This is a genomic window from Photobacterium piscicola (assembly GCF_900166965.1).
GTDB classification, from domain to species: domain Bacteria; phylum Pseudomonadota; class Gammaproteobacteria; order Enterobacterales; family Vibrionaceae; genus Photobacterium; species Photobacterium piscicola.
The window spans coordinates 762,693-789,408 of record NZ_FUZI01000001.1 but is presented as its reverse complement, the minus strand read 5'-3'; the positions used below and the strand labels follow the sequence as shown (position 1 = coordinate 789,408).

At 36.7% G+C, this 26,716-nt stretch carries 28 protein-coding genes; 13 read left to right on the top strand and 15 right to left on the bottom strand.

The annotated features are described in order from the left end of the window. Positions 1–86 precede the first annotated feature (86 nt). On the top strand, positions 87–797 hold the full coding sequence (locus CZ809_RS03670; protein ID WP_080156065.1) for a putative ATP-dependent zinc protease: 711 nt from the start codon (positions 87–89) through the stop codon (positions 795–797). Between the two features lie 87 nt (positions 798–884). Here CZ809_RS03670 and CZ809_RS03665 read toward each other — a convergent pair whose 3' ends face one another. From CZ809_RS03665 to CZ809_RS03645, 5 genes are all read right to left on the bottom strand, one after another. After that, positions 885–1,697: a DUF2797 domain-containing protein gene (locus tag CZ809_RS03665; RefSeq protein WP_080156064.1), complete on the bottom strand. Its 813-nt coding sequence runs from the start codon at positions 1,695–1,697 to the stop codon at positions 885–887. Positions 1,698–2,088: 391 nt separating this feature from the next. Beyond that, positions 2,089–3,027: an ABC transporter permease subunit gene (locus CZ809_RS03660; RefSeq protein WP_080156063.1), complete on the bottom strand. Its 939-nt coding sequence runs from the start codon at positions 3,025–3,027 to the stop codon at positions 2,089–2,091. A 2-nt stretch (positions 3,028–3,029) separates the two neighbouring features. After that, on the bottom strand, positions 3,030–3,845 hold the full coding sequence (locus CZ809_RS03655) for a transporter substrate-binding domain-containing protein (RefSeq protein WP_080156062.1): 816 nt from the start codon (positions 3,843–3,845) through the stop codon (positions 3,030–3,032). Positions 3,846–3,871: 26 nt separating this feature from the next. Then, complete coding sequence (locus tag CZ809_RS03650; protein ID WP_080156061.1) at positions 3,872–4,672, bottom strand: amino acid ABC transporter permease; 801 nt, start codon at positions 4,670–4,672, stop codon at positions 3,872–3,874. 10 nt (positions 4,673–4,682) lie between these two features. Continuing rightward, positions 4,683–5,420, bottom strand: a complete 738-nt coding sequence (locus CZ809_RS03645) for an amino acid ABC transporter ATP-binding protein (RefSeq protein ID WP_080156060.1) — start codon at positions 5,418–5,420, stop codon at positions 4,683–4,685. A 451-nt stretch (positions 5,421–5,871) separates the two neighbouring features. Here CZ809_RS03645 and aroG point away from each other — a divergent pair, with 451 nt between their 5' ends. After that, the gene (aroG, locus tag CZ809_RS03640; RefSeq protein WP_080156059.1) at positions 5,872–6,924 is read left to right on the top strand and encodes a 3-deoxy-7-phosphoheptulonate synthase AroG; all 1,053 of its coding nucleotides are present in this window, start codon (positions 5,872–5,874) and stop codon (positions 6,922–6,924) included. A gap of 74 nt (positions 6,925–6,998) precedes the next feature. Here aroG and CZ809_RS03635 read toward each other — a convergent pair whose 3' ends face one another. After that, positions 6,999–7,181 carry a hypothetical protein gene (locus CZ809_RS03635; protein WP_080156058.1) on the bottom strand — a complete coding sequence of 61 codons (183 nt, stop codon included), beginning with the start codon at positions 7,179–7,181 and terminating at the stop codon, positions 6,999–7,001. A 252-nt stretch (positions 7,182–7,433) separates the two neighbouring features. On the opposite strand from CZ809_RS03635, the gene CZ809_RS03630 reads away from it, so the two are divergent. Next, the gene (locus tag CZ809_RS03630) at positions 7,434–7,928 is read left to right on the top strand and encodes a hypothetical protein (RefSeq protein WP_080156057.1); all 495 of its coding nucleotides are present in this window, start codon (positions 7,434–7,436) and stop codon (positions 7,926–7,928) included. Between the two features lie 12 nt (positions 7,929–7,940). On the opposite strand, the gene CZ809_RS03625 is transcribed toward CZ809_RS03630, so the two are convergent. Continuing rightward, on the bottom strand, positions 7,941–9,383 hold the full coding sequence (locus CZ809_RS03625; RefSeq protein WP_144396144.1) for a hypothetical protein: 1,443 nt from the start codon (positions 9,381–9,383) through the stop codon (positions 7,941–7,943). Between the two features lie 172 nt (positions 9,384–9,555). Here CZ809_RS03625 and CZ809_RS03620 point away from each other — a divergent pair, with 172 nt between their 5' ends. Further along, positions 9,556–9,882 (top strand): DUF1840 domain-containing protein, encoded by a 327-nt coding sequence (locus CZ809_RS03620; RefSeq protein WP_080156055.1) that lies wholly within the window; start codon positions 9,556–9,558, stop codon positions 9,880–9,882. A gap of 25 nt (positions 9,883–9,907) precedes the next feature. Here the strand turns inward: CZ809_RS03620 and CZ809_RS03615 are convergent, their stop codons facing one another. Beyond that, entirely contained in the window at positions 9,908–10,528 is a 621-nt protein-coding gene (locus CZ809_RS03615) for a DJ-1/PfpI family protein (RefSeq protein WP_235865772.1), read from the bottom strand. 194 nt (positions 10,529–10,722) lie between these two features. Here CZ809_RS03615 and CZ809_RS03610 point away from each other — a divergent pair, with 194 nt between their 5' ends. Together CZ809_RS03610 and CZ809_RS03605 are read left to right on the top strand one after the other, a co-directional pair. Next, positions 10,723–10,923: a DUF2986 domain-containing protein gene (locus tag CZ809_RS03610; RefSeq protein ID WP_080156053.1), complete on the top strand. Its 201-nt coding sequence runs from the start codon at positions 10,723–10,725 to the stop codon at positions 10,921–10,923. A gap of 170 nt (positions 10,924–11,093) precedes the next feature. Next, positions 11,094–12,545, top strand: coding sequence for a DEAD/DEAH box helicase (locus CZ809_RS03605; protein ID WP_080156052.1), 1,452 nt, complete (start codon positions 11,094–11,096; stop codon positions 12,543–12,545). Between the two features lie 110 nt (positions 12,546–12,655). On the opposite strand, the gene CZ809_RS03600 is transcribed toward CZ809_RS03605, so the two are convergent. Both CZ809_RS03600 and CZ809_RS03595 read right to left on the bottom strand, forming a co-directional pair. Further along, positions 12,656–13,702, bottom strand: coding sequence for an endonuclease/exonuclease/phosphatase family protein (locus tag CZ809_RS03600; RefSeq protein ID WP_235865771.1), 1,047 nt, complete (start codon positions 13,700–13,702; stop codon positions 12,656–12,658). 130 nt (positions 13,703–13,832) lie between these two features. After that, positions 13,833–14,447 (bottom strand): 3'-5' exonuclease, encoded by a 615-nt coding sequence (locus CZ809_RS03595; RefSeq protein ID WP_080156051.1) that lies wholly within the window; start codon positions 14,445–14,447, stop codon positions 13,833–13,835. A gap of 232 nt (positions 14,448–14,679) precedes the next feature. Between CZ809_RS03595 and mrdA the strand changes: the two genes are divergently transcribed. After that, positions 14,680–16,686 carry a penicillin-binding protein 2 gene (mrdA, locus tag CZ809_RS03590; RefSeq protein ID WP_080156050.1) on the top strand — a complete coding sequence of 669 codons (2,007 nt, stop codon included), beginning with the start codon at positions 14,680–14,682 and terminating at the stop codon, positions 16,684–16,686. A gap of 24 nt (positions 16,687–16,710) precedes the next feature. On the opposite strand, the gene CZ809_RS03585 is transcribed toward mrdA, so the two are convergent. The 3 genes from CZ809_RS03585 to CZ809_RS03575 form a co-directional block, all read right to left on the bottom strand. Continuing rightward, positions 16,711–18,468 (bottom strand): ATP-binding protein, encoded by a 1,758-nt coding sequence (locus tag CZ809_RS03585; RefSeq protein ID WP_080156049.1) that lies wholly within the window; start codon positions 18,466–18,468, stop codon positions 16,711–16,713. A gap of 1 nt (position 18,469) precedes the next feature. Beyond that, on the bottom strand, positions 18,470–19,009 hold the full coding sequence (locus tag CZ809_RS03580) for a heme NO-binding domain-containing protein (protein WP_080156048.1): 540 nt from the start codon (positions 19,007–19,009) through the stop codon (positions 18,470–18,472). A gap of 191 nt (positions 19,010–19,200) precedes the next feature. Continuing rightward, positions 19,201–19,722 carry a hypothetical protein gene (locus tag CZ809_RS03575; protein ID WP_080156047.1) on the bottom strand — a complete coding sequence of 174 codons (522 nt, stop codon included), beginning with the start codon at positions 19,720–19,722 and terminating at the stop codon, positions 19,201–19,203. A gap of 243 nt (positions 19,723–19,965) precedes the next feature. Here CZ809_RS03575 and CZ809_RS03570 point away from each other — a divergent pair, with 243 nt between their 5' ends. The 6 genes from CZ809_RS03570 (at position 19,966) to CZ809_RS03545 (ending at position 25,034) form a co-directional block, all read left to right on the top strand. After that, entirely contained in the window at positions 19,966–20,400 is a 435-nt protein-coding gene (locus CZ809_RS03570; protein ID WP_080156046.1) for an Ivy family c-type lysozyme inhibitor, read from the top strand. A gap of 319 nt (positions 20,401–20,719) precedes the next feature. Next, positions 20,720–21,175: a YhfG family protein gene (locus CZ809_RS03565; protein ID WP_232599583.1), complete on the top strand. Its 456-nt coding sequence runs from the start codon at positions 20,720–20,722 to the stop codon at positions 21,173–21,175. Then, positions 21,168–21,770 carry a putative adenosine monophosphate-protein transferase Fic gene (locus CZ809_RS03560; RefSeq protein ID WP_080156044.1) on the top strand — a complete coding sequence of 201 codons (603 nt, stop codon included), beginning with the start codon at positions 21,168–21,170 and terminating at the stop codon, positions 21,768–21,770. The genes CZ809_RS03565 and CZ809_RS03560 overlap by 8 nt, the downstream gene beginning before the upstream one ends. Before the next feature lie 630 nt (positions 21,771–22,400). Then, a complete protein-coding gene (locus CZ809_RS03555; protein ID WP_080156043.1) occupies positions 22,401–22,829 on the top strand; it encodes a hypothetical protein in 429 nt (142 codons plus the stop codon). 145 nt (positions 22,830–22,974) lie between these two features. After that, complete coding sequence (locus tag CZ809_RS03550) at positions 22,975–23,880, top strand: AbiTii domain-containing protein (RefSeq protein WP_080156042.1); 906 nt, start codon at positions 22,975–22,977, stop codon at positions 23,878–23,880. Between the two features lie 569 nt (positions 23,881–24,449). Continuing rightward, the gene (locus tag CZ809_RS03545) at positions 24,450–25,034 is read left to right on the top strand and encodes a hypothetical protein (protein WP_080156041.1); all 585 of its coding nucleotides are present in this window, start codon (positions 24,450–24,452) and stop codon (positions 25,032–25,034) included. Positions 25,035–25,263: 229 nt separating this feature from the next. Here the strand turns inward: CZ809_RS03545 and CZ809_RS03540 are convergent, their stop codons facing one another. Both CZ809_RS03540 and CZ809_RS03535 read right to left on the bottom strand, forming a co-directional pair. Then, on the bottom strand, positions 25,264–25,650 hold the full coding sequence (locus CZ809_RS03540; protein ID WP_080156040.1) for a hypothetical protein: 387 nt from the start codon (positions 25,648–25,650) through the stop codon (positions 25,264–25,266). A gap of 99 nt (positions 25,651–25,749) precedes the next feature. Continuing rightward, positions 25,750–26,490, bottom strand: coding sequence for a nitroreductase family protein (locus CZ809_RS03535; protein WP_080156039.1), 741 nt, complete (start codon positions 26,488–26,490; stop codon positions 25,750–25,752). Positions 26,491–26,716: the final 226 nt, after the last annotated feature.

Below are 26,716 nucleotides of genomic sequence, written 5' to 3'. Positions count from 1 at the left end.
TAACGATATAGAATTATTTGGCATAACGTGAATCTACGTATTATGGTTAGTTATGGTTTGTAAAAATGTAAAGGAAGATGTGATTTATGAAGAAAACGGCAGTAGGTTTATTAACCTTGTTTCTTTTTGGTTGTGCTCAACAATTACCTGTCGACGATCAGCAACAAACAACAGCATCGGTAGCTAAGCCAATTACCAAACCATTAGCATTTGCATCAATGGTGACGGCTGCTGAGATAAAAGCAGCGGCAAAAGCACAAACTGCCGCCGCTGAAAAAAAAGCATCCCAAAAGCATCAACAGGCTTTAGTTAAAAAGGATGTGACAACAGATAAAATTACGGCTTCAACCGCATCAGCTAAGTTAGCATCTGTTGATCATAAGCAAAAGGCGGCCACAAAAAAGACCACCAAAGATGGCATGTTAGTTTTAGGTCACCATGAATGGGTACTAATATTATCGGGTACCAAACATGTTTCTGCTTATATTGATCCTAAATCAACAACGTCTCGAATTGGTGTTAAAGATTTAGTGGAATTTGAGCGTGATGGTGATAATTGGGTGAAGTTTAATTTTCAAGGCAAAGAATATAAATACCCAGTGAAATCATGGTCAAAATCTGAAGATAAAAAACGATTACCTGTTGTGTCACTACGAACAAAACTTGGGGATCGTAATGATGAAGTTGAATATCAATTAATTGCAGGTGGTAATGGGGTTGTTTTAGGTGAAAACTTTATGCGAGATATCGCGATACAGAATAGCCAACGCCAATACGTTCAGCCGCGAGCAAAGTAATTTCATTTTATATTAAGTTAACAAGATAAGAAATGGCATTGATCTTACTTAAGATCAATGCCGTTTTTTGTTACCGATTAGTGTGCTTTATTCAGTAACGATAACTTCATAGCTACTAAATTTTCGTATATTAATCACGCCGGTATCAAACAATAAATACTGACCTTTAATCCCTTCGAGAATACCACTGACTACGGGTTCTTTATCAAAATTATGTGACGCTATTTTGGTTGGAAACTGATCAACAGGATAATGAATATCCACAATGCTATTATCCAAATATTCGATAGCATCTTCACCAAATTCTGCCGTTATCTCAGCTAATTTTTGTTTTACTTGTGGTAACAGTAACTGCGCTTGTTGCTGTAAATCGATATCGTCATTATTGCCTTTTAGCATTGTGCGCCAATTGGTTTTATCTGCCACCATTTCAGCGATAGCAACTTCAACGAGCCCTGATATTTGGCGGGTTTTTACTTTTAATACCGCAAGAGCTTGAGTTGCACCTTGATCAATCCAGCGAGTTGGGAGCTGAGTATGACGAGTGATGCCAACTTTAAGGGCTGATGTATTAGAAAGATAAACATAGTGAGGCACCATGCAATTTTCTTCACCCCATTGTGGTTCACGGCAAGTTCCTTCAGCGTAATGACAAGTTTCTGGTTTCATGATGCACATGTCACAGCTAGCTAGCTTTTTCATACAAGGAAAACAATGCCCTTGAGAATAGCTTTTTTTTGTCTTTTTTCCGCATGAACAGCAGAAGATATTGCCTGTATGAGTGAGCGTTAATTGCTTACCAATATAGGGATTAAGATGCAGTTGTTGATCGCCAACAGGGAGATAGTAATCAACGATATCTCCAAGAGATGATTTCATTTTACTGAGTGTACCTTGCATGCTCGTGCTCACCATTAATTGTTTGTTCTGAGTGTATCAGTGATTGGTATCAAGACCTAAATATCTTGCGATGATTGATATTGAATCGCAAACCCTATAATTAGGCGGATTCTGATCTCATTACATAAACAGTAGCTATAATTAAGTGAATATACATTTATTGTCATAGAGGGGGCAAATATGAAAAATAAATTTAAGAGGCTAATAAATGCTTATATAAAAATAGTAAGTAGCAAGCAGATCCATAATATTTACAAATAATAAATCTAGTAATGATATGATTATATTTATACTTATTAAATTCAATCGAAGACGTTATTACAAAATGAAAGTTAAAAAACAAGAAAACCCAAGAATATTGACTATTCTTGGGTTTTATAATAAATATTTATTAATGTTGTAAATGACGTGAACTGTGTTTTTCTAGCTTGCTAAATAGCAGTGATAAGCTAAAGCACAATAAAAAATAAACAACACCAACGATAAGCCATATTTCAAAGATAAACCCAGATGAGTTAGCAATTTCAGAACCAGTAAAAGTAAGCTCTTGTATTGAAATTAATGAAATAATGGATGAATCTTTTACGATTGATATAAATTGTCCCGCTAGTGTCGGAACAATAGCTGTTAATGCTTGTGGGAATATAACAAATCGAAATCGACTATAGGTTGACAAGCCAAGTGAATCTGCCGCTTCCCATTGCCCCTTACTGATAGTATTAATGCCTGAACGAATTATCTCAGCTATATAAGCCGCTGCAATTAATCCTACACATAGCACACCTGAAAATAAGTTTTCCCATAGGTTACTATGTCCAAATAAAATAATCTGTAAGGCGTTTTCTTGACCATTATAGTGGCGAAAGATACCGCTTAAGCCGAGCAGTGGAACTAACTGATTTGAAATGAAAAAATAGAAAATAAACACAAACACAAGCGGCGGAATATTACGCAGTAACTGGATATAGCTACTTGAGATAAGTCGCATTATTTTAAATGATGAGAGGTTAGCGAGTGCGAGTAATAAACCAAATGTAGCGGCAAAAATCATGCCCCAAATACTAACACGAATGGTGCTAATGATACCTTGTATAAAATAAGGTAAGCCACCATGATGGCTACAAGTAAAGATAAGCTCAAATGCTTGACGCCAATGCCAATGGTAGTGAATACCAATAGACGAACGATAAGCTAGCCAACTCAGAAAACAACCAATAACAATCAGTAAAAAGATATCGAGTTTATTTAGTTTGAAATTAAAGCGACGCTTTACAGGAGGGCGTAAACCCTCCTGTATTGTATTGTCACCTGACGTTTTAGCGACAGTCATTATTAATTATTCTCGTTAACCAGGTTTTGCCAATCAGTTGTTTTAAACCAATATTGGTAACGATTGTTTAACCAGCCATCTTCTGTACGTACTTGAATCCAGTTATTAAGGAAATTTAGCAAGTTAAAGTCACCTTGACGAATCGCAAAACCGGTTGCGTAACGTGTTAGAGGCTTTTTAAATGGCATAAATAAGCTTTCTGGATTTTTAATGACCATTTGCTCAGGTGTTGGCGTTGATGCTAATGCAGCTTGAGCATTACCATTAAGCACTTCTTGGAATGCTTGGGTTTCATCATCAAACTGGCGTAGTTTTGCTTTCGGGAATAACTTACGTGCAGTTTGGACTGGGTAAGCGCCACTACGAACGGCAATTGTCACACTGCGTTTATTATAGTCAGCAATTGTTGTCATTTTTGATGCTAGTTTTTTGCTAGCAACCATTTGAACCGCAGAATATGAGTATGGGTGAGTGAATAGCACGCTCATATTACGTTCAGGAGTAATGGTTAAACCGCCAATGATGACATCAAATTTACCTGCTAATAGTGCAGGAATAATACCATCCCAAGCGGTAGGTACAAATTCAACTTTTAATCCAGCATCAGCCGCTAAACGCTTAGCAACATCAACTTCAAAACCAATTAAATCGCCTTGCTTATCACGCATAGCCCAAGGAACAAATGTTGATAAACCAACACGTAACGTACCGCTTTCTTTAATTTGCTGTAGCGCATTACTGTCGTCTGCAGCAAAGGCATTATTAGCCCCTAATAAGCAAGTAAAAACGGTAACGAGTACCGCAATAAAGCGTTTCATAGCTTTCTCCATCGATGTGCATAAATTTAATGATTAGGGATACTTAAACGGCGCTCTAGCCAAACTGCTAATGCTGATAATGTTAAAGTGATACAAAGATAAATTGCAGCCACAGTGAACCACACTTCAAATGGCATCGCTGTGTCTGCGACAATATTCCGTCCTTCTGTTGTAAGATCAAATATAGCCATAATACTTACAATAGAAGAATTTTTTACTAACGATACCGCTTCATTTGTGAGCGGTGGAATTATTTTTCTAAACATTTGTGGAATAACAACAAATCGGTAACTATCAATTTGTGATAAACCTAAACTTTCTGCTGCTTCAATCTGACCTCGAGGGATCCCTTGTAGTCCAGCTCGAAAAATTTCAGCGCTATAAGCCCCTTGAAATAAAGACAGCGCTAAAATAGCAGTTGTAGTGCGATCAATTCCTAATACTGGGCCAAAAACGAAATATAATAGGTAAATTTGAACCAATAATGGTGTACTACGAATAACCTCAATATACCCACGAGCAAGGCTTCGCCCGACAATAGAGTCAGACATTCGTAATAACGCGGTGATAAAGCCGATAACAATAGTACAGACTAAGCTGATACTTGATATTTTCAGCGTTACCATTAAGCCTTCAAGTAAGTCACCAGGATACCATTGGCCATCTTCTTTAAACCAAAGGTATTCAGGAATACGGTACCATTGCCAGTGATAATGCATGGCTTTAGCACCGCTATTGAGTAGCAACATGATGATAGAAGCGACACAAATTACTTGTAAGGCGATGGCGATAATTTTAGGAATTCGAGATCGTGTGTTGTGGGTCATTATTTTGATCTCAATAGCTAAGGATATTTTCTAAAAATTGTTGTGTACGCTGATGTTGAGGACGATCAAACAATTGCGTTGGAGGTGCTATTTCAACAATTTCACCTTGATCCATAAATATAACCCGATCGGCAACTTGACGAGCAAAGCCCATTTCATGCGTTACACAAACCATAGTAATACCATCATCGGCGAGTTCTTTCATAACATCAAGAACTTCACGGATCATTTCCGGATCAAGGGCAGATGTAGGCTCATCAAAAAGCAATATATTGGGTTTCATACATAAAGAACGGGCAATCGCTACCCGTTGCTGTTGACCGCCAGACAGTTGGCCTGGAAACTTATCCGCTTGATGACCGATGTTGACACGATCTAGAAACTTACGAGCTAAATTCTCTGCGTCAACTTTTGACATTTTCAATGCGCGACGAGGGGCTAATGTAAGATTATCTAAAACCGTCATATGAGGAAATAAATTGAAGTGCTGAAAAACCATGCCAACTTGGCCACGAATAGTATGAAGTTCTTTGTGGTTTAATATATGCCCAGCGACTGTTATCTCACCATTATTGTATTTCTCTAATCCATTTATGCAGCGAATCAATGTGGATTTACCTGAACCTGATGGTCCACAAATGACCAGTCTTTCACCTTTAGTAATAGAAAGATTAATATTTTTGAGTGCATGATAATTGCCATACCATTTGTCAACATTATTAAATGTGATTATGTTTTTTTCAAGCAACGTTGCACTCCTTAAATTTAATAGGCATCTATTTATATGATCTTTAGTTATGTTTTTTTATGATTAAAGAATACAGAATTATTGAATTAATATGTTAATTTTGGTCAATGATATATTAATAATACATTGAGTGTGTCTATATTTCTTAATGTATAACAAATTTGGTCGCTAATAATTTTTATAAGTATATTTTACAGTGTTTCTATTCTCTAGTGTAATAATATATTCTGTATTTTTGATATTTCTGTTCATATATTGTCATTTATATGTGAAATGATGCAGAAGCTTACAGTGTTATGGAAAAATTGATGCGATTTTTGATTCAATAACCGTTTGCACTCTTAGTTTTTAAAAGATAAGTTAAACAAATGTATCAGAATTAATATTATATGGTTATTTGTCTCTGTAGGCTAATCGTTGGGTATTAAAAGGAATTATAGGAAGTAAGTATATGCATAAGACGGATGATATTCGTATAAGTGAAATCAAACAGCTTTTACCACCGATTGCAGTGTTAGAGAAATTTCCTGCGTCTAATACCGCGGCTAAAACAGTTTATGAGTCACGTAAATCAATCCATAACATTCTCAATGATGAAGATGACCGGTTATTAGTCATTGTCGGCCCTTGTTCGATTCATGATCCTGAAGCGGCATTAGAATATGGTAAAAAGCTGAAGACATTAAGAGATGAGCTTAAAGGCGATCTTGAAATTGTTATGCGAGTTTATTTTGAAAAACCACGTACAACCGTTGGTTGGAAAGGGCTTATCAATGACCCCTATATGGATAATAGCTTCCAGCTAAATGATGGTTTACGTATTGGTCGAAAATTATTAGCGGATCTTACCGATTTAGGATTGCCAACAGCGGGTGAGTTTTTAGATATGATCACGCCGCAATATATGGGGGATTTGATAAGTTGGGGGGCGATTGGTGCTCGAACAACAGAATCCCAAGTGCACCGTGAGCTTTCGTCTGGGCTTTCTTGTCCTGTTGGTTTTAAAAATGGTACCGATGGTAATATTAAAATAGCTACAGATGCTATCGGATCAGCGAGTGCGCCTCATCACTTTTTATCAGTGACAAAATATGGCCATTCTGCGATTGTTGCCACTGCGGGTAATGAAGATTGCCATATTATATTACGGGGCGGTAAAGCACCTAATTACAGCGCTGAAGATGTGAATGCCATTATGCAGCAACTCGCAGATGCAGGTTTACGTAATAAATTGATGATTGATTTCAGCCATGCGAATAGTTCAAAACAATATCAACGACAAGTGATTGTGTCTGAAGATGTTGGGCAACAAATTGCTCACGGTAATAACGCCATTTTTGGGGTGATGATTGAAAGTCACCTTGTCGAAGGTCGTCAGGATATCGTTGATGGTAAAACACCGACTTATGGTCAAAGTATTACTGATGCCTGCATTGGTTGGGACGATACTGATAAAGTATTACGCCAACTTGCCGCAGATGTCAGAACTCGTCGTCAAAAATAGTGGTGTTAATTGTTTAATACGCTGTAAATAAACATATTTTTTAAAGCTCCTGCTTATATAGAGTCGGGGCTTTTTTATTGGTAGTATCGATAACCATCATTAAATTCAATATCATAATGTTTACCGTAGTGGTAGCGATTAAGTAAGTTAGGATTAAAAGGAAATTGGCAATAGATGCAATAATGCTGATGTAAGCCATTATTGATAAAAGCTTTAAAAATATCGTGAGTGTCAGCAATAAGTGTTTTTTTATTCATAATGACTCCAAGAGACGATTCCCGGTAAGTAATATCATGAAAACAAGTTGTCACTTATTTAAGTGTATGCGAATTTGTTGAGAACAGGCGAAATTATGCTTAAAGATGTACACTAAATAGGACACTATTTGTTATTATTGTTTATTAAGAAGACTGTTATTTTTCAGTTTTGTTATTAATAATAAAAGATATATTTTGTTCGTCATCAAATTTGTCGAGATTCATCTCTTATCATTGAGTAAGGAGAAGATGATGCGTAGTCAAAAATGGACATTTAACCTAAAGAGTGCATTGGTGTTAACGCTTTTATTGGGGGGGCATACAAATGTGACTTATGCTAATAACCTGCATTCAACGCACCTCAGTGTCATTTCAACGATCCAAACTTACATTAATCAGCAAACGGTTTATCAACAACCACAGCAGAATATTGTTTATCATCCCACATTAGGCTACATGGATTATCAACAAATTTGGTGTAATAATTCATACCAACAACAAATGATAAATTATCAACATTTTATATTAAAGGTATGCAGTGAAAGAGGTGGAGAGTTAGTTAATCATTGGTGTTCTTTATCTGATTCACATCAGCCACTATTCTATACCTCCATTGCACCTTATGATGCAAATTGTAGCAGTAATAGTGCAATAATTGTTCATATTATTGAGACGTTGCCAGAGGCAAATAAAGATCCTATAGTGGCAGTGGCATGGATAAAAACAGCAAAAAGCTTTGGTTTCTAAATTAACGTTATATCAACTGTTATACCATTGTTTAAATAATTGCTGACTGATTATTTGGTTAAGATTATACCCCATAGAGGTTGTATTAGGGGTTTGTTGACTGAAGTCTTTTGGTGGCGTTAACGTATTATGCCCATTATAAATGACACTGTAACTTTTTTTGACATCAATAACTATTTTGTAATTATTTTCTCGTATTTTTGGAAGTATAAAATTACCGTTATTAGCGATGCTGAACGTTAACTCTTGAGGGTATTCGTTAAGAATTTTTGTTGCGTATTCTTGCGTTAATTTAGTTACTAACGCTTTATTATTATAGAGTATCGCAAAATTAACGATAGGATCTTTGATCTTATTGCCTAGTCGTAGCGGTGATAGTTTTTCATAAAATGCCATACTTGAAATGTTAACTTTGTTCTGATCGTCAAGTAGGGTTTTATCGATGTTATTTGCCATAGCCATCGTTAATTTGTTGTACTGTTCAACATAATTATCGATAGCATGTTGAGATTGTCGTCCCATATTAATTGTTCGTTTGATAGCTAAATTATTATTAGCAATCATGAGATCTTTCTGTAAATAATGATCAAAGACTTGTTTATTATAAGTTGATTCAAAATAACCATTAAGTAGTACCATTGTCTTCCATAACTTTGGTACGTATGTATTCATAACAATATTTACTTGTGATTGATATTGTTGGGGTATTTTGTTTATAAGCTCTTCTTTATTATAATAAATACAAGTGTCAGGTGATGTGAATGTGATTTGTTGATATTCACCTAAGTATTTTGAACAATGAAGTGTTTTATCTGTCTTATATTTAAACTTAATATTTGAGATTAGATCAAAAGTGAGATCATCATCAAGCAATATAGTCTGTAACTCATGTTTAAGCGAACGACGTAGTTTTATATAATATTTTTGTTTTTCTTGGATCTTGTTTTTTATGGTTTTTATTTCATTAAGATGTTGTTTTTCATCTTTTTTTATAATTTCCAGATGAGAATTAATAGATGCTAGTTCTTGTTGGTAATACATTAATTTAGCATCGATGTCTGCTTGAAGTTTTCTTTTTATAATATTAACTTCGATCATGTTTTTTTTATATATTAATGCGCTATTATTAAGTGCTTGAATAAAAATATTCGCATTTTTTATATGTGTTTGGTTAAATTGGTAAATTAGATGATTAATATCTTCAAGATAATGTGGGTTAGATAACCAATTTGAGTTAATTAATGCTTTGGATGTGTATTCGAGATTTTTAAAATCTAGCGGTGTTTTAAATGGGCTACATTTATTAGTAATAATAAACCCTTGTTGTTTTTGATCCGGAATAACTTCAGGCTGGATATTAAAAGAAGAATAATCGATATGGCTCTCTTTATCACAGCCTGCAACCATGCATAACATAATAAAAAAATTGCGCAAGATGTTCATATTCCACTGCATTTACAATTACTAATCAATAAGATGAATTATACCGAGATTGATAGTATATACAAGCGTATGCTTAGTTGCGTTTATCACCTGTGAAACATGGTGTGATTCTAATGTGATAAAAGTGTTTATGTGGTTAAATGTTTAAATAAGATAAGTGATCATAAATAGATTGGAGGCAATAATGCTCGTTACGTTTAGCTGTAAAGCACACAATGATGTCACCATGTTTGGTGATATTGCTCAATCATTAATTAAGATGATGGAATACACAACGGATATACCTGGGGCGATCATTGCAGAAGATGTTGAGCTTGCACTGGCTAATTTAGAAAAAAATCTCATTGGTGCAGCAGCAAAGCAATGTGCAACTCAAGAGCAACAGCAAGTGGTTGATCTGGATGATGAGGATGAGAAAGAACCTGAGATTGGTATTAGCGTGCGCGCAGTACCGCTGATAGAGCTATTAAAAGCGGCTATTTTAGCTAAAAGTTATGTGATGTGGCAGTAACCTTATTTAGCTATTTATAGCGTGTCTATTTGACTAAATGCAGGGGAGCAAAAGGGTCATCATTTGGGTCATTGAGCCACAAATATTCAGTATCTGCGGCAATGCGACGGGCAAGCGAATCGCCATGTTGATGACCAATAATAGCTAATGACATATCAATACTGGCAGAACAGCCTGATGCCGTAAAAATATTGTTATTACGCACCCAACGTGCTGATGTTTGCCATTGAATATTGTTGCCAAATTGAGATACCCAATCAAGGTTCTTTTGGGTAGTGGTGGCTTTACTATTATCGAGCAAACCTGCATTTGCAAGTAATGCTGCGCCCGTTGAGGTTGAGCAGATAATGTGTTGTTGTGGCGCTATTTTTTTTAACCAAGTTAAAATATCTTTGTTATGAGCTGCAAAACGAACGCCGGCCCCACCTGGAATAATCAAAATTCCTGCAGAGATTACGTCATTAAAGCTTAATGTTGGTTGCATATTAATACCTTGCGTACTGGTAACATGCTGTCCATTCGTTGTGATTATTTGTAATTGATAATGTTCAGGTAATAATCCAAACATGTGCAGTGGACCTAATGCATCAAGTAATTCAAATTGTTCAAAAAGTAATACCGTTACTGTTTGTCGTTCTAACATCATATATACCTTGCAATAAACCTAATGTTATTAGTCGATGCTATTAGTAATAGCCCAATTCATCATGATCCATTGTGTTGGAGATGATAATTTGGCATTTATAATTGCATTATGAGGATAATGCTTGTTATTCAGCTACGAATGATTACAATCAGCTCCCTGTTTGAAAATGGCTCAAAATAACAGCTGACACGATTATGAATAGAAAGAAAAAAATTAACGAAACATTAAAAAAGAGAATGAAGAAGGCGAATGCTAAGCTTAATAAAAGCAATAAGCCTCGTTATATTTCTAAAGCAGAACGTGCCAAGCTTGATGACGAAGCTGCACAGGTTACTGAAACTGCAGATGTAATATCTGATACTACTGTTGATAGTGATACTGAATCTGCGCTTTAGTCAATAGTCAAAAAACATGAATTTTATATCTTAAACAGAAACATGATTTTGGTCGTTTTTCTGTTTTTTCGCATCATGCCTATGAATATTTATAGGATGATTGCTTGCTTATCATTAGATGAGCAATCTACTACGCTATTATGCGTTTAATTTATACAAAGAGAGATGCTATGAGTTTTGCCTCTTTAGGCCTATCCGCCCCAATTCTTGAAGCCGTTGCAAAGCAAGGCTACGAAAAACCATCCCCAATTCAAGCGCAAGCAATTCCAGCAATTTTGGAAGGCAAGGATGTCATGGCGGCGGCACAAACGGGTACAGGCAAAACAGCAGGTTTTACATTGCCGCTGCTAGAAAAATTATCTAGTGGTCAACCTGCTCGTTCAAACCATGTTCGCGCACTTGTGTTAACACCTACGCGTGAGCTTGCAGCTCAGGTTGGTGAAAGTGTTGCAACATACGGCAAAAATTTAGCAATCAGCTCTGCTGTTGTATTTGGTGGCGTAAAAGCTAACCCACAAATGGTACGCATGCGTAAGGGTGCTGATGTTTTAGTCGCAACACCTGGCCGTTTGATGGATCTACATAGTCAAAATGCGGTTAAATTTCGTGATATTGAAATTTTAGTGTTAGATGAAGCTGATCGTATGTTAGATATGGGCTTTATTCGTGATATTCGTAAAATTTTAGCGCTATTACCAAAACAACGCCAAAACCTACTGTTTTCGGCAACGTTCTCTGATGAAATTCGCGAACTCGCTAAAGGCTTAGTGAATAATCCTGTTGAGATCGACGTTAACCCACGAAACCAAACTGCACCGACAGTGAAGCAGTGGATTTGTCCTGTTGATCAAAAGAAAAAAGCGAACTTATTAACAAAATTATTAAGTGAACGTAACTGGAAGCAAGTATTAGTCTTTACTAAAACAAAGCATGGTGCAAATCGTCTAGCAACGCATCTAGAAAGCCGTGGTATCTCAGCTGCTGCAATCCATGGTAACAAGAGCCAAGGTGCACGTACTAAAGCGTTAGCTAACTTTAAGTCAGGTGCTATTCGTGTGCTAGTTGCAACAGACATTGCAGCACGTGGTCTTGATATTGAACAATTACCACAAGTGGTGAACTTCGATCTACCACACGTAGCAGAAGATTACGTTCACCGTATTGGTCGTACTGGTCGTGCTGGCTGTGTGGGTGAGGCGATTTCATTAGTATGTGCTGATGAATTTGGTGATTTGATTGCCATTGAACGTCTAACGAAGCAAATTTTAGATCGTGAAATTGTTGAAGGTTTTGAACCAACCAACAAACTGCCAGCATCAAAGTTAGATACGCGTCCACTGAAGCCTAAAAAGCCAAAGAAACCGCAATCATTTACAGCGAATGGCGAAAAACGTCCACGTTCAAACGGCAAGCCAACTACGCGTCGTAAACCCACGCCACGTAGTGATGATGCTCCACGTGCTGAAGGCGCAAAGCCAGCACGTAAGCCGCGTCCAACAGATGCTAAACCTAAAGCAACTGATGGCAAACCAGCGCGTCGTTACAATGATGAAAAGCCAAAGACTGATGGTCGTCGCGCTCCTCAACGTAGCCGTAAGCCAGCAGCAACAACAGCTAACTAATATCCGCTGACGGTTTAAGCCGTTAGGGTGGAGTCGTTGTAATAAAAACCAGCGTGTAATGATAATCTGTCATTAGCGTTGGTTTTTTTATGTGTATTTATTCGAAGTGATTAAGATCTAAGTGACAATGTCACACATGGAATAGCATGATCGGTGCTATAACCATCTTCATCAAAACTGCTATTAACAAGATGTTTATCTTCAGTATGATAATCGCTAACTTCAAACAATGAACCGCGGTATTGGGCGTTAAATTCTTGGGATAATAAAATATAATCAAGCACAGAGCTTTTAGCACCAAAATAGTGTGTTGGTGGGCGAGGCAGTGTGGCTTGTTCTGTATTTTGGGTAAATAAGGTCCAGCTATCGTATAAGCGGTAATAACCAATTAAACGTTCAATATCACTGTCTGACATACCAAACACATTTCCAGCGATAAGTTGTTCTAAACATGAACTTGAAATCTCATCGTTAAAATCCCCCATAAGTAGCATTGGATGCGTGCTTGATTCACGTTGTTTTAGAATCGCTAATAATAATAAATTTGCTTCGGTGCCACGTAGCATAGCTGAGCCCCAACTGCCTAAGCGTTGGCCTGCAAAACGAGATAATGCAGTGTTTGATGGCACAATGGTATCAGGAAGTGGATCATCAAATAGTGATCGCTTTGATTTAAAATGGGTGATATAGCAGTCAGTTAAGCCTATATGAGGAATATCAATCGTGGCTCTAAGTGGTTTACGGCTAAAATGAAAATCCGTTAACCCAAGTAATGTTGCGGCTTGTTGATCTGCTGTAACTGCTGCGACTTCAGTGATCGGAAATTTAGAAGCAATGGCAACGACAGGGCTACGGTAGATAAAATCATCAATCACTGTGGGAGAATCGATTACCGCATAATAAGGGTAACCTGCTTTTTCCAACAGAGATTGTAGACTCTCACTACTAAAGACTTCTTGAAAACCAATAATATCAGGTTGATTTTTATCAAGAAATCGTGTTATCCATGCTTGTTTTTTATGCCACTGCTCCATGGTATAAATATTTTGAAAATCATAATAAGCCATCGGAGGCTCAAGATAATTCAATAAGTTAAAACTGGTAATTTTAACTGTGGGTAATGGCACTTCATAAGAAGGCTGATTTACGTCAGACACTCTACACTCTCAATAACTATAGCCGAACTGTATAACTCGGCTCTATGATTTCGTTAAATTATTGATATGTAGCATACCAGAGTGAGGTCTTAATGACAGTGGTGCTTTGATATAAGTAAATTAATGCACGTTAATTGAATAATTTATTGATATTGGCTTTGGGTGTTTTAGCAAATTTTTGCATTAACCCAAACGATACGTCTTCAACACCATATTGATGTTTTATATCGTCAATCATTGCTAACCATAAGCGGGCGGTCATTTCGGAGTCGGCTAATGCACGGTGAAAGACGCCATCATGATGAATATGTTTATAATCAACTAATGTGCCCAGTTTGTGGTTTGGAGCATGTTGATATAAACGTCGTGCAATAAGCATAGAACACGCAAATTGATCGCTATATTTTCGATTAATTAACGCCAGTTCTGCATCTAAAAAACGCTGATCAAAAGAGGCATTGTGAGCAACAAGGTTTGCATCACCAATAAAATCAGCAAATTCAGCCATGACATTTTCACAGCAAGGGGCAGTACGGAGCATATTGTTACTAATGCCAGTATAGCTCTCGATAAAACTGCTGACTCTAAAGCCTGGATTCATTAATTGCTGGAAATGCGCGACGACCTGACCATCTTCAAGTTTAACAGCACCAATCTCAATTGCTCGATCACCTTGGGTTGGTGATAAGCCTGTGGTTTCAAAGTCGAGTACGATAACGCTATTGGCAGAACGAGAATTAAACATTTGTAAATCTTTAACGATAAGAAGAATAGTATTGTAGCGTTATCCGTTCAGTTGTAAATTGCAACCAGTCAATTTTATGCCACTTTTAATGCTGTATTTTTAAACAAATAAATGTATTTTTATTCATTATTGGGCTTAGATGACATTTTGTATTCTATAAAAGTATCAATAGGGTGTTATATTTGACGATTAGCAATTTATCGCCCTCGATTATGAGTCAATTAAACGTTCTATGAAAAACAAACGCTACCGCCAGATTCGCGATCATAAGCAAGAAAAAGCCTTATTCATTCGACGAGCGATTCAAGCTTTTGTTGGTATTTTGATTTTAACCTGTGTATTAATTGCCAACCTTTATCATTTACAAGTAGAAGATTACAGTGAATATAAAGCGCGCTCAAATAACAACAGTATTAAACTTATTCCTGTCGCGCCTAATCGGGGTCGTATTTATGACCGTAATGGGGTGATATTAGCGGATAATATTCCCGTTTGCTCATTAGAAATAATTCCAGACCAAGTAAAAAATTTATCACAAGTATTAATTCAACTACAACAATTATTAGGCATCTCAGATAAAGAGATAGTGGCTTTCAATAAAGCGAAATCACAAGTACAAGCATTTAAACCTGTCACCCTTATTTCGCACATGAACAATAAACAAGTGGCGGTATTTTCGGTTAATGAATTTGAATATCCAGGGGTTGATGTTGATGCTCATTTAGAACGTTACTATCCTTATGGCGCCTCATTAACGCATTTATTAGGGTATGTCGGAAAAATTAATGATCGTGATATTGCTGCTTTAAAAAAGAGCGGTAAATTCGATAATTATAAGGCAACTCGCACTATTGGTAAGTTAGGTATTGAGCACTACTATGAAGATTTACTGCATGGTAAAACTGGCTATGAAACAGTTGAAGTTAACAGTCATGGCCGTGTTGTACGCACATTATCTTATATTCCACCGGTGGCTGGAAAAGATCTCAAATTAACGCTTGATATTAATCTACAACTTTATGCTCAAAAATTACTGACACTACAGCAAAAAGATCCTACAACAGGCTTAATGGTAACCAAAGTTCGTCGCGGTGCTATCGTGGCAATGAACCCCAAAAATGGGGCGATTTTAGCTATGGTTTCAAGTCCGAGCTATAACCCGAATTTGTTTGTTAATGGTATTTCCTCAAAAGCTTATGCCGCATTGTTGGATGATCCTGCACGTCCACTTATAAACCGTGCTACATTAGGTTTATATCCACCGGGTTCAACCGTCAAACCTGAGTTAGCTGCGGCAGGGTTAACAACAGGGGTTATCACAGTACATACTGTTCGTAACAATCATGGCTGGTGGCGCATTCCTAACAGTAAAAGCCGTAAATTTAGAGATGACAGAGTGCAAGGATTTGCCAATGTTGATATCTATAAAGCGATTGAAAAATCAGTGAATACCTATTTTTACCAAGTGGCGTATGATTTAGGTATTGATCGATTATCAATGTGGATGACTAAATTTGGTTATGGTCAGCATTCAGGTATTGATATTGATGAAGATTCAACCGGTATTATGCCAACGCGAGCTTGGAAAATGGCACGTTTTCATCATCCTTGGATGCAAGGGGATACGGTACCACTTGGGATTGGCCAGGGTTACTGGACTGCGACGCCAATACAGATAGCCAAAGCCACATCGGTTATTGCAGAAGATGGGGTTGAGCATCGTCCGCATTTATTGAAAGATATCATTGACGGTAAACTCCAACAGCCTGTTACTTTTACTGATTTTAAACCGCTTAGCTCTGTACCTCAAAAAGATTGGGCGATCATTAAAAAAGGCATGGAGCTTGTTGTAGAAAAAGGGACAGCCAGTCAAATGTTCCAAAATATGCCATTCCAAGTTGCGGGTAAAACAGGTACAAGTCAGGTCTATTCAATGAAGGATACTGAACATTACAACGCGAATGAAGTTGCTGAGCATTTTAAAGATCACGCTTTATTTACGGGTTTTGCTCCTGCTAATGATCCCACTATTTTAGTGACTGTAGTGTTAGAACATGGTGGTTGGGGGTGGCATGCTGCTCCATTTGCACGAGATATCATGGAGTATGTTTTACTAAAACCAACATTACGTCCACAATCTGATGAGTTAGTGCAACAACCATCGCCATCACTTGCAGGATCAAGCAATGTATCTAAGGTTGCAACGAAGACCGTATCTGTAGTGGCTCATAGTCATTAATTTAATGGTATTAATGCCATGATGTTAGTTGTTTGACTCATGGCTTAAATGGCGTTGATGTGAGGTATTGCACCATAAATTAAGCATTGCCAGCAATTCTGCTGCCATGTAAGGCTTACATAAAATATCGTCCATACCCGCAGTAATACAAGCTTCTCGTTCGGCCGTTGTTGTGCCTGCTGTTAGTGCAATAATGGGTTTGGTGAAGTTTTGTTTACGTAATACTTTGGTAGCACAATACCCATCCATAATCGGCATACGGCAATCCATAAGTACAATATCAAATGGTTTCTCGGCAATAATCTCTAATGCTGTTTGGCCATTATCGACAATCGTGACATTAATATCATGTTTTTGAAGCATTAATTGAATAATCATTTGGTTGGTTTTTAAATCTTCAACAACCAAAATATTTAATTGTTGTAATGCTTCATGTGAAATAGGAGGGTGATTCGATAGTGTCTCATCAAGTGTACTTATTGTTAATGGCAATGATACTGAAAACGTTGTGCCCTTATTGGTTTCGCTAGATAAGGTAATATTACCGTCCATTTGTTCGCATAACTGTTTACATATCGCTAAGCCTAAACCTGTACCTTCATGGCTGCGTTTACTTGATATATCAATCTGGCTAAATGGTTTAAATAACTTATGTTGTTGTTGTTTTTCAATGCCACAACCACTGTCTTCTACGGTAAAGATGAGGCAATTATTTTTCCAACTAAATTTCGCTCTTACAAATCCTTGATGGGTGAACTTTATCGCATTAGCAATGAGGTTAACGTAAATTTGTTTAAGACGATCTTCATCGGCATTAATTGAACGCGGAATACTAGTGTCATAGTCGATAGTAAAATCTAACCGTTTTTCTAAAGCACGATGAGAGAATATATCTCTTAATTTGATGACTAATAAATGGCTATCGAATGGTTTTTCTATGAGCTCTAACATGCCTGCATTGATTTTACTGTAATCAAGTAAATCATTAATAATCGCGCGAAGTAGTTCACCTGAATGATTTAATGTTGTTAATAACTTACTCTGATTTTGGTTTAGTTCGGTATCTTGTAATAGCTCAGCAGTGCCTAATAAACCATTAAGCGGTGTGCGTAATTCATGATTAATCATTGCTAAAAAATCACGGGTTGATTGTTCTGAATCTTCGGCACGTTGACGCGCGTGAATAGCTCGACTAAGCGTTATTTGACGACCAATGGCGGAACGGAATAATTCACAAAAAAGTGCTAGATGTTGCTGAATAATTGTAATCCTATTTATTGGTGCCGATATTCTTGCCGCAAAATACCCCACAATATCGTTGTTATTAATCAATGCCGTCCAGTAAAGGTTGGTGGTTGGGTCCCATAATGAAATCTGATTTTTAAGTGCCGCTGGTGGAACCCACATTTGTTCTCGACCGCTGCAATAATCACCACTAATAGTAATGTTTTCAATAGGCATGATAGAAATATAACAGGCAGTAATGTAGTAGCCATCAATGAGGCTTTCGATTAATTGCTGAATATTTTCACGGCAAGGTGCTTGCTTGAGGAATAACCGTGCATAAGTAAGGAGCAAGTTTTCTATTTTTGTTTGATAAGCTAGTTGAGCGGAATCTAATTCTGCCTGTAAACGTAGTTTTTCTAATGATTTTTCTAATATGTTATTAGTCTCAAAAAGTTCACGACTTTTCATCTCTAATAATTTTTCAGCCATAATACGAGATGCATGTTCTCGTTCTAGTTTGCGTTCTAATAACATAATATGGCGTTTGGCATCCATGTTAGTCACCAGTGAGAGTTAATGAAAATCTGACATGACTTTGTGATGTATTCATTGGTTGCATAGCGATGGTTAATGATTGATTAAAATAATTAGCACAGCCTTCTAATACGCCCATGCAAACATGCCCCATACAACGGGCTGAATGATAATCCATTGTCATTGTTGATTGTGTTTTATTGCTAAAAACAAATTTAGGTGGCGTCACATCAGGGTAGAGTTTTTTAACTTCAATATGAATATGGTGCTCCACTTTTTCGATAAAACTGAAAGTATCATCACTTTCAATATCGGGAATAGGGAGCGTTTTTAACAATGTTGGAAAAACGAGCCGACCATAGGTTTGTTGAAGTTGTTGTGCGGGAATATTAGTAATGTGACTTAAGCTCATGATTAGCCTAATTAATTGTCGATGATCATAGCTACCAACAGCAGTATAAACTCCCGTATCATTAGCATGATCAAACATTTTTTGACTTATTTCTAAACCAAATTGTTCTTCTACTATCGTAATAAACTCTGTGAAAATGATTCCTTTCATATCATTCCTTATTATCTAATTGTATTTAATTAATATAGCCATTATGCAACCAGCTACTATAAATAGAATTGTATTAATATTATGGCAGAGTTTATCGATGCGTCAAAAATACGGAGCGAGAACATCGTATTTTTTAGAGGTCGCCAATATAAAGTATCAAGATGCAATATGGTTACATCTTGATATTTTTATTATTTTTGAAGTACTACAGTTGTCGCGGCTTGTTGAGCAACATCTAATAAATATTGCTCCATGTCTTGCGTTAGTTGGCTTTGATTTGGAAGTGGTAGTGCATGTATATCACTGACTAAAGCTACTTTGTCACCATCGTTAATATCAGTATAAATCATACCTGTTGCTGCAGGTTTACCATTATAAAATCCCACATAAAGTTGTGCATTTTCATCAGCTTCAAACATAATTTGAGTTAAGTATTCAACAATAGCTTGTTGTTGCTCTTCTTGTTGCCAGTAGCTTGAATACACTAATGCATAGCGAATAGTAAGGGGATGACAATCTACAGGATAAAAGGTTAACGATGATTCAGTTGGAGAGGTAATTGAGTCAATAATCTGCGTAGACAGTTCTGAGTGTGCGAGTTGATACAGATGTAAACCTTGTTCACTTAATGGGGTTGGAAATTCAGCATCAGTAATATGGCTAGCCATCCACGCGTTTTTTAAAGTAATCAGTTTTTCTGTAATTAGTGGCATATCATCACTTCTTTTATTCAATTGCCGATACCATAACCTAAATTACGGTAATAAGGTATGCTATTTGATTGTTTTCGATAAAAACGTTCGTAGTTTTACTTTGTGATTGAACAAAGTATGCGCTATTAACATTTAAAGTGCATCTAAAAGAATAAACTAATGGTTGTTACCAAGAATATCGCTATATGATGTTGATTACTTATATTTTAATTATAAACCTAACTATTAGGTATCAGAGTCAGAATGAAAAAATTAGTGTTAATAGCAGCGATGAGTGTGATGCTGGCAGGGTGTGATTTTTCGCACACGTCATCATTCCAAACAGAAGCAAAAGCGACGACAGCAAATGCAGTTCAATCGGTAGCGAGTGTTGAAAAGCAACTTCCTGATTGGATAAAAGACAATACCGTTACTTCGCCATTAGAAGCTATTGTTATGGGCGGTCATACTTATGATGCTGTTTCTTTTTGTAAACCTCATGATTGTGCTAGTGATTTTATGATCACTTTAACGACTGATAATAATAAAAAATATTCAATGATTGTGCATGTGAAAGATGTGCCTGATGCATTGAATACCCCCAGTATTTACGCAACATATCAATATATTGGTGAGCCGGATCAGCAAGTGAAAGATGTATTCACACAAGCCTTAAGCCAAAACCCTAACTGGCAATAAAAATCACCGCGCTACAATTAGTGGCTATCAGAAAGAGAGCGTTCAGTATTGTACTGAGGGCTCTGTTTGTTCACCACAAGCTGAAATCTTTATTGAATAGTGATAGATATGGGTGTTCTGTATCTCTGTGGTGAAATATAAATATTCCTACTAGTGAATGCCCAACTCACCCCGTCATTCCCTACAGTAAGGTTACGAACGAGATAGGGAATCTACTATCAGCGCGTTGTTGGGCGTTAACTGTAGCTTTCAATATATGGTAATTATTCTCTTTGAGTTGTAGACTAATATTATTTCCGCATAAATGTGCGAGGTAAGCATGAAGTACGAATTATTAGTTTTAGCTGCAATGACACGATTAGAATCTCCAAATACTCAAGCTATTGTTGCTGCTACTGGGATCTCTGAACGTAAAGTACAATCTGTAGTTAATTCACTAATTGAAAACTTAGGCTTAAATATTGAAAGAAAGCGTCAAGGTCGAACCTTTCATTTTTCTATTAATAGTTGGGGTGTTTTTGAATCAGGGAAAGCGATTCAATCTCAACTTAATAATATTGATTTAGTGATGCCTAGTAATTCAATACTTTCTTCTTATGAAGATAAACATGCCTATTTCGAGCAAGTCAAAATGGATAACTTTAAAGAAAGTATGCGTTTAGAAGGGCATGATATTGCTAGTGATTTCGATTTATCACTCGATAGAGAGCAACAACGTCAAATATTGTTAAATAAATACTCAAACGTAAATTCGTTAGAGGCGCTCAATGGCTGATAAATATGGAACAACACATGATCCTTATACTTACGAAAATAGTACGGTTCTAGTTAATAAGCTCAATATTAATAATGAAGCAGTATTAGAGGCTGCTGAGCGTGATTTAACGACGTTAGCTGCAATGTATGTGGAGTTTCAATTACCTCCTTACGACTTTATTTATTTGTGTTCAATTCACCGTATCTTGTTCTCTGATCTATTTGAATGGGCTGGCGAGTTAAGAACAATTGATATTTCAAAAGGAAATACACGCTTCTGCAATGTTGCTAGAATTGGAAAAGAAGCGAATAATCTTTTTTCAATGTTAGAAAAAGATAAGTATTTAGTTGATCTATCATTCGATGAATTTCTTACTAAATTAGCTGAGTATTATTGCGATATTAACGTTTTACATCCATTTCGTGAAGGTAATGGTCGCACCCAACGTTTGTTGTTTGAACACATTGCAATTAACTGTGGTTACAATATTAATTTTTCTGGTATTACGTCTGAACAATGGGTAACTGCAAATATCCATGGTTATCATTGTAATTATGCGCCAATGAAAGAGCTATTTTCTGTTTGTGTAACTAAAGCTGAAAAGCGCAGTTAACAAATAAGTACATGTATCGCGCAGCCGACACCTATTCGAAGTGTTGGACAAGCCCAAGCCACTTTATATAGGTAAATATTGCGAATGTCATGAAGGGTGATGCTGCAAAGATGTCGAGCGTTATCTTTTGCGTGAATCCATCAATTTAATTCATTGATTTACAATTAGAACCTTTTTAATTATTACGTGTTAATGCCATTGTCTTTGTTATTTTTGCTGGTGTCTTTAAGGCTCGATCACGTGGTGAATAGATCACGGATAGCTTCGTTCTTCAACTTTCGAGATGACGTATAATGGGCTGAGTGCATACCAAACTCCGTCATTCCCTACAGTGAATGCCCGCGAGGGCGATAGGGAATCTACTCACAGCGCGTTGAGTTTTCAAACTAAATATACTTCTGCCCAATATTCTTATATTAATTATTAGTAGAAAAACCGAAACTAAACGGTGAGTGCCCGATTTTGTGATTACTATCGGGATTAATAACTAAAAATGTATCTGATTTATAATGCTTTTTATATTATTAGAAGATAAATATGGGCGTAGGTTCAAAGAACAAACTCGGGTAAGTTGTTAATATAATAAGTTATTATGCGCTTAATTGTAATAATAAAGAGAGGTGTCGGTTGTTGATTGAGTTGGTAGAGAAGTTTTGTTCAGCATTTGAAGATGAATTGAACTCTTCAGAATACTTAGATAGTGAGCTATGTTCTTTCCCAAATGGTTCATGTGAAGCTACAAGTCAAATGCTTGCTCTGTACTTGCAGTCAGGTGGTATTGCCGATGTGGTTTATACAAAGAATGAAACTGAACAGCTAAAAGTTGGTAGCATCCATTACTGGGTTGTCGTTGAAAATAAGGTAATTATAGATCTGACCGCACATCAATTTGATGAGTTTAAAGGTACCCATGTATGTTCTGTTGACTCTGAATTTCATAGTCTTTTTAGACAGTTAAGTACAAGTGTTCCAAATAAGGAAAGCTTGTGGCGACCATTCACTTGTGACTCGAATATCAAATTCTTTGAAAGAGTCATGGTACGTTTAGAACGCGCATAACAAATGCATCAACACGATTTGCTACATTCGGCGTTGTCGGTTTGCCTTTAGTTTCAGTGATTAAGGTAGTAAAATTCAGCTAAGTTTGTATCGTAGCAAACGTGTTATGCAGGCGTTATGCATCAAATTTGAGTTTGGTAAGTAAATGAAGTTAATCGAAGAAATTATCGAGTTGTTAAGCTCTGGCGAAAGCAACTTAAAAGTAGCATTGTTGAAAACAAAAGTACTTCTTCACCAGTTAGGTGAGAAAGAGCTTTTCGATTGGGTTGATAGTGAGCTCAGAGGATATGGAAATCGTGAGTCTGTTCCCTCCTATAGGAAACTACATCTTACAGTTAAAGGCAATTTGAGTAATTCTGTATATAGATACCAGAATCAAACTCTGCCTTTGATGCACTTAGATGATGAAATACGTGAAAGGCTAGACACTAAATACTTGATGGATAGTATTGTTGTTGTCGAGCAGTATTCAACTCAAGAAAATTTACAGGTAAGTATCGCACCTGAGTTCTATCCACTCCTGTCTGAGGGTTTTGATGATAGCTATGGTGTAGAAACCGCTTGGGCTATTCATTCTGCTGGTGCGATGACGCAAATATTGACAGAGGTTACTACTCGACTCTTAGATTTCGTCTTGGAATTGTCTGAAAAATTTCCAAATGAAATGGCGTTGAGTGATATGAAAACAAGAGCTAAAGAGGTTGGCGTGTCAGATTTATTTAACAATGCAGTTTTTGGTGATAATGCCACTATCGTAGTTGGTGATTCAAATACTCAAACTATTCGTAATACTGTAAACAAAAATGATATGGCTTCCTTAATCGAAGTCCTCAAACAAAATAAAGTTAGTGATGAGGATATAGAGTCACTTCAAGTTGCAATAGAAACCGATAAAGGTAGTACGGAAGTAAAATCTGGTAACTTTGGTTCATCCGTATCGGGTTGGATGGGCACTATGGTATCTAAAGCAGCATCTACGTTATGGGATGTTAAGGTCGGTGCCGCTGGTAGTCTACTGGCTACAGCTATCGGCAAGTACTATGGATTTTAATGTATAACAGATAAGGATATGTGTTGCGCAGCCGACACCTATTCAAGTGTTGGACAAGCCCAAGCCACTTTATATAAGTAAATATTGAAAATATCATGAAGGGTGATGCTGCAAAGATGCCGAGCGTCATCCTTGGCGTGAACCAATCAATTTAATTCATTGATTTATAATTAGATCCTCTTTAATTATTACGCATTAATGCCATTATTTTTGCTATTTTTGTTGGTGTCTTTAAGGCTCAATCCCGTGGTGAATAGATCACGGATAGCTTCGTTCCTCAACTTCCGAGATGACGTATAATGGGCTGAGTGCATACCAAACCCCGTCATTCCCTACAGTGAGGTTACGAACGAGATAGGGAATCTACTATTAGCGCGTTGTAGAGTAAAAAACTGGAAACTAAACGGCGAGTATCCGATTGTGTGATTACTATCGGGATTAATAACTAAAAACATATCTGATTTATAATGCTTTTATATTATTACGAGATAAATATGGGTCTCCATTTAAAGAATAAATTTGGATAAGTTGTTAGCTTATATAAATTGAATTTGAGAGGAAGGGTAAAATTGTCATTAACTGAAAAGGTCAGCGTAGTAATATCGCTATTGAGTTTTTTTGCTGCTAGTGCGAGCGCTATTGCAGCATTTCGTTCATATCAATTGTCAAAAAATCTTGCGAAGGTCTGTAATTTATTTCCTAGTGTCCATAAAAATCGTTTGATTATCACATCTACTTCTACAGCTGAACGTTTACTTGCTCATGAAATTAAAATAAAGGTACATCGTTCTTGGTTTAAAAGTGATTGTTATTCAATAAGTCAACTTTATTATGTCCATGAGTGGTTTCAAAAATCATGTCATTATGATGCTGTTTTTCCTACGTTATTTGAGCGAGGGTTAACTATTGGGGAATCTTATGAATTTCCAATAGCTGAATTATTTGAAATTTCAACAAATCGAATTATTTTACAAAAAAATCCTATTGGATTAAAACCAGACACTCTTGTTTCTGGAATGAAAGCAACATTAATTTTCATGCTTAATGGTACTGCTTACAGCGTTAAAATAATCATTAATCAAGAGTTAATTGATGAGATAATTAGCGGAAAGAAAACGTATTCTCATTTTAGATTAAGGCAAAATATAAGCTAACAAATAAGGATATGTGTCGCGCAGCCGACACCTGTTCAAGTATTGGATAAGCCCGAGCAACCTTATATTAAGTAGATATTGCGAATATCATGAAGGGTGATGCTGCAAAGATGCCGAGCGTTATCCTTGGCGTGAACCCATCAGTTTAATTCATTGATTTATAATTAGACCCTCTTAAATTATTACGCATTAATGCCATTATTTTTGTTGGCGTCTTTCTTGTTTATCATCACTCAATAGTTTCAAAGTAGAATTTGTAATCACGAACGCCATCTATATGAATGCCTTTCTCTCTTAACTCAAGATATTGCTGAATCTTAATGGTTCTAAAATCCATTGCTTTTAGTGCCAGAATTATTCGCAGTTCATCCATTGGGCGCGATTTAGCATCAGAACTACAGCTACCACAAACAACATGTGCTTTTTGTTTAAAGCCAACCTGATTAAGCCAGTTAAGATCTTTGGTTTCTTTACGTGTGCCACAAAAATAACAACGATTCTGCTGTTGTAATACAGCCTGTTCCCTCAATGCTTTAGGGCTTGATGATTTGGCTTGTGGGGGAGTGTTCGTCTTTTTATTCTGACTGAACATAGAAAGCTGAACGACATTAGACATTTGAATTACTCTTACTAACCAAGGGATAGCGCATATAACAGAACATTAATGCCATGCGCTTTTGTATTTTATTGCTTGTGTATTCGATGAGTCAAACTATCAAGCATGCGTAATGATGATCTCTTGATTATCAATCCGTTGACGCTCGCCATAAATACCTTCATCTGTGCGCTTGCCACAGCTAACAATCATGGTAATTTCATCGCTATTTTTAAGGCCTAGTAAGGCTTTAACGCGTTTAGAGTCAAATCCTTCCATTGGGCACGTGTCATAGCCTTCTGCACGCATTGCCATCATAAATGTCATTGCTGCCAGTGAACTGCTTTTGTGCAAACAAACCCGTAAATCTGCTTTACTCACTTCACGCATCATTGGCTTGTTTCTACCTAAAAAGGTGCAGATTAAGCGACGACCTAAGCCCAAAAGACCAAATCGATCGTTGCGATATACAAACGGGATCAGCTTTTCGTAATATTTAAGGGCGCGTTTAGAGGCTTTATCATCACGGCCTTTAAACATTTCTCGAATGTGAGCAGCATTGATACGTGTGCGCTGTTGCCATTTATCAGGTGTGATCACAAATGCGACTAATTCATTTGCAGTCTTAGCTGCATTTTGACCCATACAAAGTGTGGCTAATTGCTGGCGTTTATCATCATTAATCACGCGGTGGAATTGCCACAGCTGCATGTTGGAACTGTTAGGTGAAAGGGCGGCTAATTCTAAAGCACGAGTAACTACTTGATGATCAAATTTGGCTGTTAAATCATATTTACGTACCGAACGGCGACTATGAACTAAAGAGGAAAAATCGTAAGGTTGAGAAATAGATTCAGGCATGATGAGAATGAGTTATAAAGGAATAGATAAGTATGTTTTTACCTATATTTGATTTAATTAGCAACTTCTGTCGCCATGTTTGTGTTGGAATACAAAGTTTGATGTAAGAAAAGAGGAAAGACTGGCTGATACTATAAAGCTATAACATCAACCAGTGTTATTAATGATCACTCAGGAGTCACAATGGTTTGGGGGAACACATTGTAGACAATGTTCATTAACCTTG

What these genes read in the sequence shown, in the direction of transcription:
- CZ809_RS03635 (WP_080156058.1), bottom strand. Translation starts at nt 7,181, where the DNA reads ATGAATAAAAAAACACTTATTGCTGACACTCACGATATTTTTAAAGCT.
- CZ809_RS03535 (WP_080156039.1), bottom strand. Translation starts at nt 26,490, where the DNA reads ATGCCTGAATCTATTTCTCAACCTTACGATTTTTCCTCTTTAGTTCAT.
- CZ809_RS03620 (WP_080156055.1), top strand. Translation starts at nt 9,556, where the DNA reads ATGCTCGTTACGTTTAGCTGTAAAGCACACAATGATGTCACCATGTTT.
- CZ809_RS03585 (WP_080156049.1), bottom strand. Translation starts at nt 18,468, where the DNA reads ATGGATGCCAAACGCCATATTATGTTATTAGAACGCAAACTAGAACGA.
- CZ809_RS03660 (WP_080156063.1), bottom strand. Translation starts at nt 3,027, where the DNA reads ATGACTGTCGCTAAAACGTCAGGTGACAATACAATACAGGAGGGTTTA.
- CZ809_RS03580 (WP_080156048.1), bottom strand. Translation starts at nt 19,009, where the DNA reads ATGAAAGGAATCATTTTCACAGAGTTTATTACGATAGTAGAAGAACAA.
- CZ809_RS03540 (WP_080156040.1), bottom strand. Translation starts at nt 25,650, where the DNA reads ATGTCTAATGTCGTTCAGCTTTCTATGTTCAGTCAGAATAAAAAGACG.
- CZ809_RS03595 (WP_080156051.1), bottom strand. Translation starts at nt 14,447, where the DNA reads ATGTTTAATTCTCGTTCTGCCAATAGCGTTATCGTACTCGACTTTGAA.
- CZ809_RS03605 (WP_080156052.1), top strand. Translation starts at nt 11,094, where the DNA reads ATGAGTTTTGCCTCTTTAGGCCTATCCGCCCCAATTCTTGAAGCCGTT.
- mrdA (WP_080156050.1), top strand. Translation starts at nt 14,680, where the DNA reads ATGAAAAACAAACGCTACCGCCAGATTCGCGATCATAAGCAAGAAAAA.
- CZ809_RS03625 (WP_144396144.1), bottom strand. Translation starts at nt 9,383, where the DNA reads ATGCAGTGGAATATGAACATCTTGCGCAATTTTTTTATTATGTTATGC.
- CZ809_RS03650 (WP_080156061.1), bottom strand. Translation starts at nt 4,672, where the DNA reads ATGACCCACAACACACGATCTCGAATTCCTAAAATTATCGCCATCGCC.
- CZ809_RS03630 (WP_080156057.1), top strand. Translation starts at nt 7,434, where the DNA reads ATGCGTAGTCAAAAATGGACATTTAACCTAAAGAGTGCATTGGTGTTA.
- CZ809_RS03575 (WP_080156047.1), bottom strand. Translation starts at nt 19,722, where the DNA reads ATGCCACTAATTACAGAAAAACTGATTACTTTAAAAAACGCGTGGATG.
- CZ809_RS03610 (WP_080156053.1), top strand. Translation starts at nt 10,723, where the DNA reads ATGAATAGAAAGAAAAAAATTAACGAAACATTAAAAAAGAGAATGAAG.
- CZ809_RS03665 (WP_080156064.1), bottom strand. Translation starts at nt 1,697, where the DNA reads ATGCAAGGTACACTCAGTAAAATGAAATCATCTCTTGGAGATATCGTT.
- CZ809_RS03560 (WP_080156044.1), top strand. Translation starts at nt 21,168, where the DNA reads ATGGCTGATAAATATGGAACAACACATGATCCTTATACTTACGAAAAT.
- CZ809_RS03570 (WP_080156046.1), top strand. Translation starts at nt 19,966, where the DNA reads ATGAAAAAATTAGTGTTAATAGCAGCGATGAGTGTGATGCTGGCAGGG.
- CZ809_RS03550 (WP_080156042.1), top strand. Translation starts at nt 22,975, where the DNA reads ATGAAGTTAATCGAAGAAATTATCGAGTTGTTAAGCTCTGGCGAAAGC.
- aroG (WP_080156059.1), top strand. Translation starts at nt 5,872, where the DNA reads ATGCATAAGACGGATGATATTCGTATAAGTGAAATCAAACAGCTTTTA.
- CZ809_RS03670 (WP_080156065.1), top strand. Translation starts at nt 87, where the DNA reads ATGAAGAAAACGGCAGTAGGTTTATTAACCTTGTTTCTTTTTGGTTGT.
- CZ809_RS03655 (WP_080156062.1), bottom strand. Translation starts at nt 3,845, where the DNA reads ATGAAACGCTTTATTGCGGTACTCGTTACCGTTTTTACTTGCTTATTA.
- CZ809_RS03565 (WP_232599583.1), top strand. Translation starts at nt 20,720, where the DNA reads ATGAAGTACGAATTATTAGTTTTAGCTGCAATGACACGATTAGAATCT.
- CZ809_RS03615 (WP_235865772.1), bottom strand. Translation starts at nt 10,528, where the DNA reads ATGATGTTAGAACGACAAACAGTAACGGTATTACTTTTTGAACAATTT.